Below are 8,368 nucleotides of genomic sequence, written 5' to 3' on the forward strand. Positions count from 1 at the left end.
GGCGCGGTGGTCGTCGATCGGCCCGTACCGCCTGCTCACCCGCCTTCCGGCCGGGGTGACGGCGGAGGACGCGGCACTGCGCGAACTGCTCGCGCACCCGGAGCTGGCCCGCACCGTGGAGGTCTACCTCGACCATGCCGGACAGGCGGGCCGGACGGCGGCGGCCCTGGGCATCCACCGGCAGACGCTCTACTACCGCCTCTCCCGGGTGGAACAGCTCACCGGCCTCGACCTGGACGACGGTGAGCACCGGCTCCTGCTCCACATGGGCGTCAAGGCCGCACGGCTGTAGTCACCGGCCACCGTCCCCGGCCGGACCGGAGACCAGCCGGAGCAGGCCGTCGGCGAGCTGGTCCCCGGTCGGGGTGCCGTCCGGGTCCAGCGAGTTCTGGGCGATCAGGCCGGTCAGCAGGACCATGGCGAGGTTCCCCACGGTGTCGGTCAGGTCGTCGTCGACCTTCTCCTCCGGAATGCCCAGCAGCAGCGCGGCGAGGCCACGGCCGCCGCTGCGCTGGGCGAGCGCCAGATTGCGGCGGATCTCCGGAAGCCGGTCGCCCATGGCGATGATCTCGATGCTCAGGTGCCAGATCGAGTCCGGGCGCTTCAGCGAATCCGCGAGCGTCCGCAGCGTCACCCTCAGCCGCTCGTGCGAACCGGGAGGGGTGCCGGCCGCGCCGGCGTCCCAGTCGAACCGCTCCGCCTGCTCCTCCACCAGCGCCACGTAGGCCTCGGCGAGCAGGGCGTCCTTGGACCCGTAGTGGTAACCGATCGACGCCAGATTGGCCCCCGACTCCCGCACGATGTCGCGCGCGGTGGTCCGGGCGAAACCCTTCTCCAGCAGACAGCGCTTGGCACCGTCCAGCAAATCTTCGCGATGACCCATGCCACCAGCGTAAACCGCGCCTGTACACGCGTCACGGACAGGCGTCTTATACGGCTGTTCTAGACACTCGTATAAGACGCGTGTACGGTCACTCGCATGACGACAACCCCTTCCCCGGCCCGTGCCGGGCGCCGTGAGTGGACCGCGGTGGCCGTGCTGATGCTGCCGCTGCTGCTGGTCTCGATGGACGTGTCGGTGCTCTACTTCGCCGTGCCGGCGATCAACGCCGACCTCGCGCCCACCGGCACCGAACAGCTCTGGATCTTCGACATCTACGCGTTCGTCCTGGCCGGTCTGCTGATGACCATGGGCGCCCTCGGTGACCGCATCGGCCGCCGCCGTCTGCTGATGTTCGGCGCCGCGGCGTTCGGGGCGGCCTCGCTGGCCGCCGCCTACGCCGACAGCCCGGAGATGCTGATCGCCGCCCGCGCCGTGCTGGGCATCGGCGGAGCCACCCTGATGCCGTCGACGATCGCGCTGATCCGCACGATGTTCACCGACCCGCGTCAGCGCGCCCAGGCGGTGGGCCTGTGGAGCGCGGTGATGACCGGCGGCGTGGCGCTGGGCTCGGTGATGAGCGGCCTGCTGGTCGAGTTCTTCTGGTGGGGCTCGGTCTTCCTGGTGAACCTGCCCGCGATGGCCCTGCTGCTGATCCTCGGCCCGCTCCTGCTGCCCGAGTCCAAGGACCCCTCCCCCGGCCGGTTCGACCTGCTGAGCGTGCCCCTCTCGATGGCCGCGGTGCTGCCGCTGATCCACGGGCTGAAGGAGTTCGCCTCCGACGGCTGGCGGCCGGAGCAGGGTGTGTTCGTCGGCGCCGGGCTGCTCTTCGGGGCGCTCTTCGTGTGGCGGCAGCGCACGGCGGTCTCTCCGATGGTCCCGCGCGGGCTGTTCCGTTCGCCCGGCTTCTCCCCGGCGGTGGTGCTCAACTCGGTCTCCGCGCTCGGCCTGATGGGCTCCGCCTTCTTCACCACGCAGTACCTGCAGTCGGTGCTCGGGATGAGCGCGCTGGAGGCGGCGCTGTGGTCGCTGGTCCCCTCCCTGCCGATCGCCGCCGCGGCGCCGGCCGCCACCGCGCTGGTGCAGAAGGGGGTCCCGCGCGCCCACGTGGTGGCGGCCGGGTTCCTGATCGCCGCCGGTGGTTACGCCCTCCTCACCACGCCCGGAACCGACTCGCTGGCTCTGGTGCTGGTGGCCGCCGGCGTGCTGGCCTGCGGAATCGTCCTGGTGATGTCGCAGATGGCGGACCTGGCGCTGAGCGCGGCACCGGTGGAGAAGGCGGGTTCGGCCTCCTCCCTGCTGGAGACCGGGGCGGAGTTCGGCGGTGCGCTGGGCATGGCCGTGCTGGGCTCCGTGGGAACCGCCGTCTTCCGGGACGGCATGCCGGACACCGCCCCGGAGGCGGCCCGGGAGACGCTGGGCGGCGCACTGGCGGTCGCCGCGGAACTGCCCGGCCACGCGGGCGAGTCGCTGGCCCTGGCCGCGCGAGCGGCCTTCACCGACGGCATGCACGCGGCGGGCCTGACCGGCGCGGTGGTCCTCGCGGTCGCCGCCGTGGTCGCCGCGACGGCCCTCCGCCGGATCCGGGTGAAGTCTCCGGCGCCCGGCGACGCGGTCACCCCGGTGATCCGGTGATCAGCTGATCCGGTCACGGGCCCGTCGGCCCGCTCCCCGGGGGAGAAAGGGAAGGGACAACGACCAGGACCCGCCTGCCGCGTGGAGCGGCGGGCGGGTCCTTCGTCGCACGGAGCACCGGAACGGAACGAACCGGAACGAACCGGGCCGGACCGGAAGGCGGTCAGGTCAGGTTGATGGCCCGGGCGGACGTCGCGCCGATCTCCTCGGCCAGCTCCGACAGCACCGTCTGCGGGACCGTGTCGTCGACCGTCAGCACCGCCAGCGCCTCGCCGCCGGCCGCCGCACGGGCGACCTGCATGCCGGCGATGTTGACGCCGGACTCGCCGAGCACCCGGCCGACCGTGCCGACCACACCGGGACGGTCGGCGTACCGCAGCACCAGCATGTGGTCGGTGAGCGCCAGGTCCACGTCGAACTCGCCCACCGCGACCAGCTTCTGGTGGTGCTTCGGGCCGGCCAGCGTGCCGGAGACCGACACCTCGGTGCCGTTGCCCAGCGTGCCGCGGACCGTGACCACGTTGCGGTGGTCCGGCGACTCGGAGCTGGTGGTCAGCCGCACCTCGACGCCGCGCTCCTGCGCGAACAGCGGGGCGTTTACGTAGGACACGGTGTCCTCGACGACGTCCTCGAAGACGCCCTTGAGCGCCGACAGCTCCAGCACCTTCACGTCGTGCTGGGTGATCTCGCCGTACACCTCGACGTCGAGGCGCACCGCGACCTCGCCCGCGAGCGCCGTGAAGATCCGGCCCAGCCGCTCGGCCAGCGGAAGACCCGGCTTGACGTCCTCGGCGATCACGCCGCCCTGCACGTTGACCGCGTCCGGGACCAGCTCACCGGCGAGCGCAAGGCGCACCGACCGGGCGACCGCGATACCGGCCTTCTCCTGCGCCTCGTCCGTGGACGCGCCCAGGTGCGGCGTGCAGACGACCTGGTCGAACTCGAACAGCGGCGAGTCCGTGCACGGCTCCTTGGCGTAGACGTCGAGGCCGGCGCCGGCGACCCGGCCCTCCTTGAGCGCCGAGTACAGCGCCTCCTCGTCGACGATGCCGCCACGCGCGGCGTTGACGATCCGGACCGTCGGCTTGACCTTGCGCAGGGCCTCGTCGCCGATCAGGCCGAGCGTCTCGGGGGTCTTGGGCAGGTGGACCGTGATGAAGTCCGAGACCTCGAGCAGCTCGTCCAGCGTCAGGACCTTGACGCCCATCTGCGCGGCGCGCGCGGGCTGGACGTACGGGTCGTAGGCCACGACCTTCATGCCGAAGGCCGACATGCGCTGGGCGACCAGCGCGCCGATCCGGCCGAGGCCGACCACGCCGAGCGTCTTCTCCGCCAGCTCGACGCCGGTGTACTTGGAGCGCTTCCACTCGCCGTTCTTCAGCGCGGCGTTGGCCTGCGGGATGTTGCGGGCCGTGGCCACGAGCAGGCCGCAGGCCAGCTCGGCGGCGGTCACGATGTTGGAGGTGGGGGCGTTGACGACCATCACGCCGGCCTTGGTGGCGGCGGAGACGTCGACGTTGTCCAGGCCCACGCCCGCGCGGGCGACGACCTTCAGCTTGGTGGCCGCGGCGATCGCCTCGGCGTCGACCTTGGTCGCCGAGCGGACCAGGATCGCGTCGACGTCGGCGATGGCCGGGAGCAGTTCGCCCCGGTCGGCTCCGTTGCAGTGCCGGATCTCGAAGTCCGGACCGAGCGCGTCGACGGTGGCGGGCGACAGCTCTTCAGCGATGAGTACGACAGGTTTCGAGCTCACGTGAGTCCTCAGGTGCGATGCGGACGGCCGTCCCGACGGCCGCAGGCGTGGAGGGTTGCTAGCCGCGTGGAAGACGCACGACGCTGTGGGCCTGACGCGTATGCAGTGCAGTGTAGTGGGGCCGGGGACCTCGTCCCTCGCCCCTGCGGAAGGATCACCCGTCCGTGCGTTTCCACCACGGGCGAAGCACGGGGCCGGGGCGTCGCCCCGGCCCCGTCAAGAGGATCAGGCCTCCTCGTCCACCCAGCTCATGAGCTTGCGCAGCTCCTTGCCGGTGGTCTCCAGCAGGTGCTGGGAGTCCTGGTTCTTGTACTCGTTGTACTTCTTCAGACCGCCCTGGTACTCGGCCATCCAGTTGTTGGCGAAGGTGCCGTCCTGGATCTCGGCGAGGACCTTCTTCATCTCGGCCTTGGTGGCGTCGGTGATGACGCGCGGGCCGGTGACGTAGTCGCCCCACTCGGCGGTCTCGGAGATCGACCAGCGCATCTTCTCCAGGCCGCCCTCGTACATCAGGTCGACGATCAGCTTCAGCTCGTGGAGGCACTCGAAGTAGGCGATCTCCGGCTGGTAGCCCGCCTCGGTCAGGGTCTCGAAGCCCGCCTTGACCAGCGCGGCGGTGCCGCCGCAGAGCACGGCCTGCTCGCCGAACAGGTCGGTCTCGGTCTCCTCGGTGAAGGTCGTCTTGATGACGCCGGCGCGGGTGCCGCCGATCGCCTTGGCGTAGGACAGCGCCAGGTCGAAGCCCTTGCCCGTGGCGTCCTGCTCGACGGCCGCGATGCAGGGGACGCCGCGGCCCTCCTCGTACTGACGGCGCACCAGGTGGCCCGGGCCCTTGGGGGCGACCATGCAGACGTCGACGCCGGCCGGGGGCTTGATGAAGCCGAACCGGATGTTGAAGCCGTGCCCGAAGAACAGCGCGTCGCCGTCCTTCAGGTTGTCCTTGATCGACTCCTCGTAGACCTGGCCCTGGATCGGGTCCGGGACCAGGATCATCACGACGTCGGCCTCGGCGGCGGCCTCGGCCGGGGTGACCACGCGCAGGCCCTGCTCCTCGGCCTTGGCACGGGACTTGGAGCCCTCGTGCAGACCGACGCGGACGTCCACACCCGAGTCGCGCAGCGACAGGGCGTGGGCGTGGCCCTGGCTGCCGTAGCCGATGACCGCGACCTTGCGGCCCTGGATGATGGACAGGTCGGCATCGGCGTCGTAGAACAGCTCGGCCACTTCGGTTCACTCCTCATGTCTGCAGGTGTAGGGGCCCGCAGGTGTCGCAGGTGTTGCGCCCAGCGTATGACCGGGCGGTGGAGAAGGGGTTGACGGTCTCGCCATACGGGCGAGCCGGGGGTTCCGGCGGGCTCCGGGCCCGTCAGGAGGCGCGTTCGACGGCCCGCAGCGAGCGGTCGGTGATCGACCGCGCGCCACGCCCTATGGCGATCGTGCCGGACTGCACCAGTTCCTTGATGCCGTACGGCTCGAGCATCTTGAGCATGGCCTCGAGCTTGTCGCTGCCGCCGGTCGCCTCGATGGTGACGGCCTCCGGGGAGACGTCCACCGTCTTGGCCCGGAACAGGTCGACGATCTGGACGATCTGCGAGCGGGTCTCGTTGTCCGCGCGGACCTTGACCAGGACCAGCTGGCGCCGGACCGACGCGACCGGGTCGAGCTCGACGATCTTGAGCACGTTGACCAGCTTGTTCAGCTGCTTGGTGACCTGCTCCAGCGGCAGGTCCTCCACGCCCACCACGATGGTGATGCGGGAGATGTCGGGGTGCTCGGTGACGCCCACGGCCAGGGAGTCGATGTTGAACCCGCGGCGGGAGAAGAGCGCGGCGATCCGCGCCAGGATGCCCGGCGTGTTCTGCACCAGGACGGAGAGCGTGTGCTTCGACATGTCAGGTGTTCCTCGCTCGGTCACTCTTCGTTGTCGCCGAAGTCGGGGCGGACGTCCCGGGCGGCCATGATCTCGTCGTTGGAGGTGCCGGCCGGGACCATCGGCCAGACCATCGCGTCCTCGTGGACGATGAAGTCCACGACGACCGGACGGTCGTTGATCGAGTTCGCCTCCTCGATGACCTTGTCCAGGTCCTCGGGCGACTCGCAGCGGATGGCGTGGCAGCCCATCGCCTCGGACAGCTTGACGAAGTCGGGGACCCGGGTGCCGGCGCTCGGGCCCGTCGCGTCCGCGCCCGGGCCGGAGTGCAGCACCGTGTTGGAGTAGCGCTGGTTGTAGAACAGCGTCTGCCACTGGCGGACCATCCCCAGGGCGCCGTTGTTGATGACGGCGACCTTGATCGGGATGTTGTTCAGGGCGCAGGTGGTGAGCTCCTGGTTGGTCATCTGGAAGCAGCCGTCGCCGTCGATCGCCCAGACGGCGCGCTCGGGGCGGCCGGCCTTGGCGCCCATCGCGGCGGGGACCGCGTAGCCCATGGTCCCGGCGCCGCCGGAGTTCAGCCAGGTGGCCGGCTTCTCGTGCTGGAGGAAGTGCGCGGCCCACATCTGGTGCTGGCCGACGCCCGCGGTGAAGATCGTGCCCTCGGGGGCGAGCTGCCCGATCCGCTCGATGACCTGCTGCGGGGAGAGCGAGCCGTCGGCGGGCAGCTCGTAACCCAGCGGGTAGTTCTCGCGCCAGCGGTCCAGGTCGGCCCACCAGGCGTCCAGGTCCGCGCGGTTGCCTTCGGAGTGCTCCTTCTGCACGGCCTGGACCAGGTCCGCGATCACCTCGCGGGCGTCGCCGACGATCGGCACGTCCGCCTCGCGGTTCTTGCCGATCTCGGCCGGGTCGATGTCCGCGTGGACCACCTTGGCGTGCGGGGCGAAGCTGTCCAGCCTGCCGGTGACGCGGTCGTCGAAGCGGGCGCCGAGGGCGACGATCAGGTCGGCCTTCTGCAGCCCGGTGACCGCGGCGACGGAGCCGTGCATGCCGGGCATGCCCAGGTGCTGCGGGTGACTGTCCGGGAAGGCGCCCAGCGCCATCAGGGTGGTGGTGACGGGGGCCCCGGTCAGCTCCGCCAGGACCTTCAGCTCGGTGGTGGCGCCGGCCTTGAGGACACCGCCGCCGACGTAGAGCACCGGGCGCTTGGCGGTGGTGATCAGCCGGGCGGCCTCGCGGATCTGCTTGGCGTGCGGCTTGGTGACCGGGCGATAGCCGGGCAGGTCGGCGACCGGGGGCCAGGAGAAGGTGGTCTTCGTCTGGAGGATGTCCTTCGGGATGTCGACCAGAACCGGGCCGGGGCGGCCGGTGGAGGCGATGTGGAAGGCCTCGGCGATGACCCGGGGGATGTCCTCGGCGCGGGTGACCAGGAAGCTGTGCTTGGTGATCGGCATGGTGATGCCGACGATGTCCGCCTCCTGGAAGGCGTCCGTGCCGATCGCGGCGGACACCACCTGCCCGGTGATCGCGACCAGCGGCACCGAGTCCATGTTGGCGTCGGCGATCGGGGTGACCAGGTTGGTGGCGCCCGGGCCGGAGGTGGCCATGCAGACGCCGACCTTGCCGGTGGCCTGCGCGTAGCCGGTGGCCGCGTGGCCGGCGCCCTGCTCGTGGCGGACCAGGACGTGGCGCACCCGGGTGGAGTCCATCATCGGGTCGTACGCGGGAAGGATCGTGCCGCCGGGAATGCCGAAGACCGTGTCGACCCCCACCTCCTCGAGCGAGCGGATGAGCGACTGGGCGCCCGTGACGTGCTCGGTCGCGGACTGCTGGAGTCCTCCGGAACGGGGCCGCGGCTGCGGATGGTGGGCCCCGGTGGCCTGCTCGGTCATCGGCATTCTCTTCTCGATGCAGAGTGGTGTGTGCGAGCTTTTGAGAATTTTGTTCGGTTGGCGCGTTCGCCCCGGTGCAACAAAAAACCCCTCGTGCCGTCAGGCAAGCGAGGGGAGCGCGTCGGGCGGTTAGGCGCTGGGTCTCCGGTTCTCAATCCGAAGGTCCAGCTCAGCCGACGCGCTGTCCAAGTACGAGAATTCGGGTGCGCATGACCTTGACCCTCTACCCGACGCAGGTCGGGTGTCAAGGGGGTGGGACGACGGTCTCAGAATGTGGGCGTGACGCGCCGTGCTGGAGGCCCGCGTAGGCCGCTCCGGCAGTGCGGGCGGGAGGCACC

7 protein-coding genes are annotated in these 8,368 nt (G+C 70.7%); 2 read left to right on the forward strand and 5 right to left on the reverse strand.

All coding sequences use genetic code 11. The annotated features are described in order from the left end of the window. On the forward strand, positions 1-292 hold a 292-nt coding region (locus HW445_RS11520; protein ID WP_180220931.1), incomplete at its 5' end, for a CdaR family transcriptional regulator. On the opposite strand, the gene HW445_RS11525 is transcribed toward HW445_RS11520, so the two are convergent. After that, the gene (locus HW445_RS11525; protein ID WP_180220932.1) at positions 293-883 is read right to left on the reverse strand and encodes a TetR/AcrR family transcriptional regulator; all 591 of its coding nucleotides are present in this window, start codon (positions 881-883) and stop codon (positions 293-295) included. Between the two features lie 96 nt (positions 884-979). Between HW445_RS11525 and HW445_RS11530 the strand changes: the two genes are divergently transcribed. Then, positions 980-2,515 carry an MFS transporter gene (locus tag HW445_RS11530; RefSeq protein ID WP_180220933.1) on the forward strand — a complete coding sequence of 512 codons (1,536 nt, stop codon included), beginning with the start codon at positions 980-982 and terminating at the stop codon, positions 2,513-2,515. Between the two features lie 163 nt (positions 2,516-2,678). Here the strand turns inward: HW445_RS11530 and serA are convergent, their stop codons facing one another. The 4 genes from serA to HW445_RS11550 all read right to left on the reverse strand — a co-directional run bounded on the left by serA (position 2,679) and on the right by HW445_RS11550 (position 8,030). Further along, positions 2,679-4,268, reverse strand: a complete 1,590-nt coding sequence (gene serA, locus HW445_RS11535) for a phosphoglycerate dehydrogenase (protein WP_180220934.1) — start codon at positions 4,266-4,268, stop codon at positions 2,679-2,681. Positions 4,269-4,493: 225 nt separating this feature from the next. Beyond that, a complete protein-coding gene (ilvC, locus tag HW445_RS11540) occupies positions 4,494-5,492 on the reverse strand; it encodes a ketol-acid reductoisomerase (RefSeq protein ID WP_180220935.1) in 999 nt (332 codons plus the stop codon). Between the two features lie 142 nt (positions 5,493-5,634). After that, a complete protein-coding gene (ilvN, locus tag HW445_RS11545; RefSeq protein ID WP_180220936.1) occupies positions 5,635-6,159 on the reverse strand; it encodes an acetolactate synthase small subunit in 525 nt (174 codons plus the stop codon). Between the two features lie 20 nt (positions 6,160-6,179). Next, on the reverse strand, positions 6,180-8,030 hold the full coding sequence (locus HW445_RS11550; protein WP_180220937.1) for an acetolactate synthase large subunit: 1,851 nt from the start codon (positions 8,028-8,030) through the stop codon (positions 6,180-6,182). Positions 8,031-8,368: the final 338 nt, after the last annotated feature.

Source organism: Streptomyces sp. UH6 (genome assembly GCF_013421635.1).
Classification (GTDB): domain Bacteria; phylum Actinomycetota; class Actinomycetes; order Streptomycetales; family Streptomycetaceae; genus Streptomyces; species Streptomyces abyssomicinicus.

Coding starts and splice junctions, on each gene's coding strand:
- ilvN (WP_180220936.1), bottom strand. CDS start 6,159: ATGTCGAAGCACACGCTCTCCGTCCTGGTGCAGAACACGCCGGGCATC.
- HW445_RS11530 (WP_180220933.1), top strand. CDS start 980: ATGACGACAACCCCTTCCCCGGCCCGTGCCGGGCGCCGTGAGTGGACC.
- HW445_RS11525 (WP_180220932.1), bottom strand. CDS start 883: ATGGGTCATCGCGAAGATTTGCTGGACGGTGCCAAGCGCTGTCTGCTG.
- HW445_RS11550 (WP_180220937.1), bottom strand. CDS start 8,030: ATGACCGAGCAGGCCACCGGGGCCCACCATCCGCAGCCGCGGCCCCGT.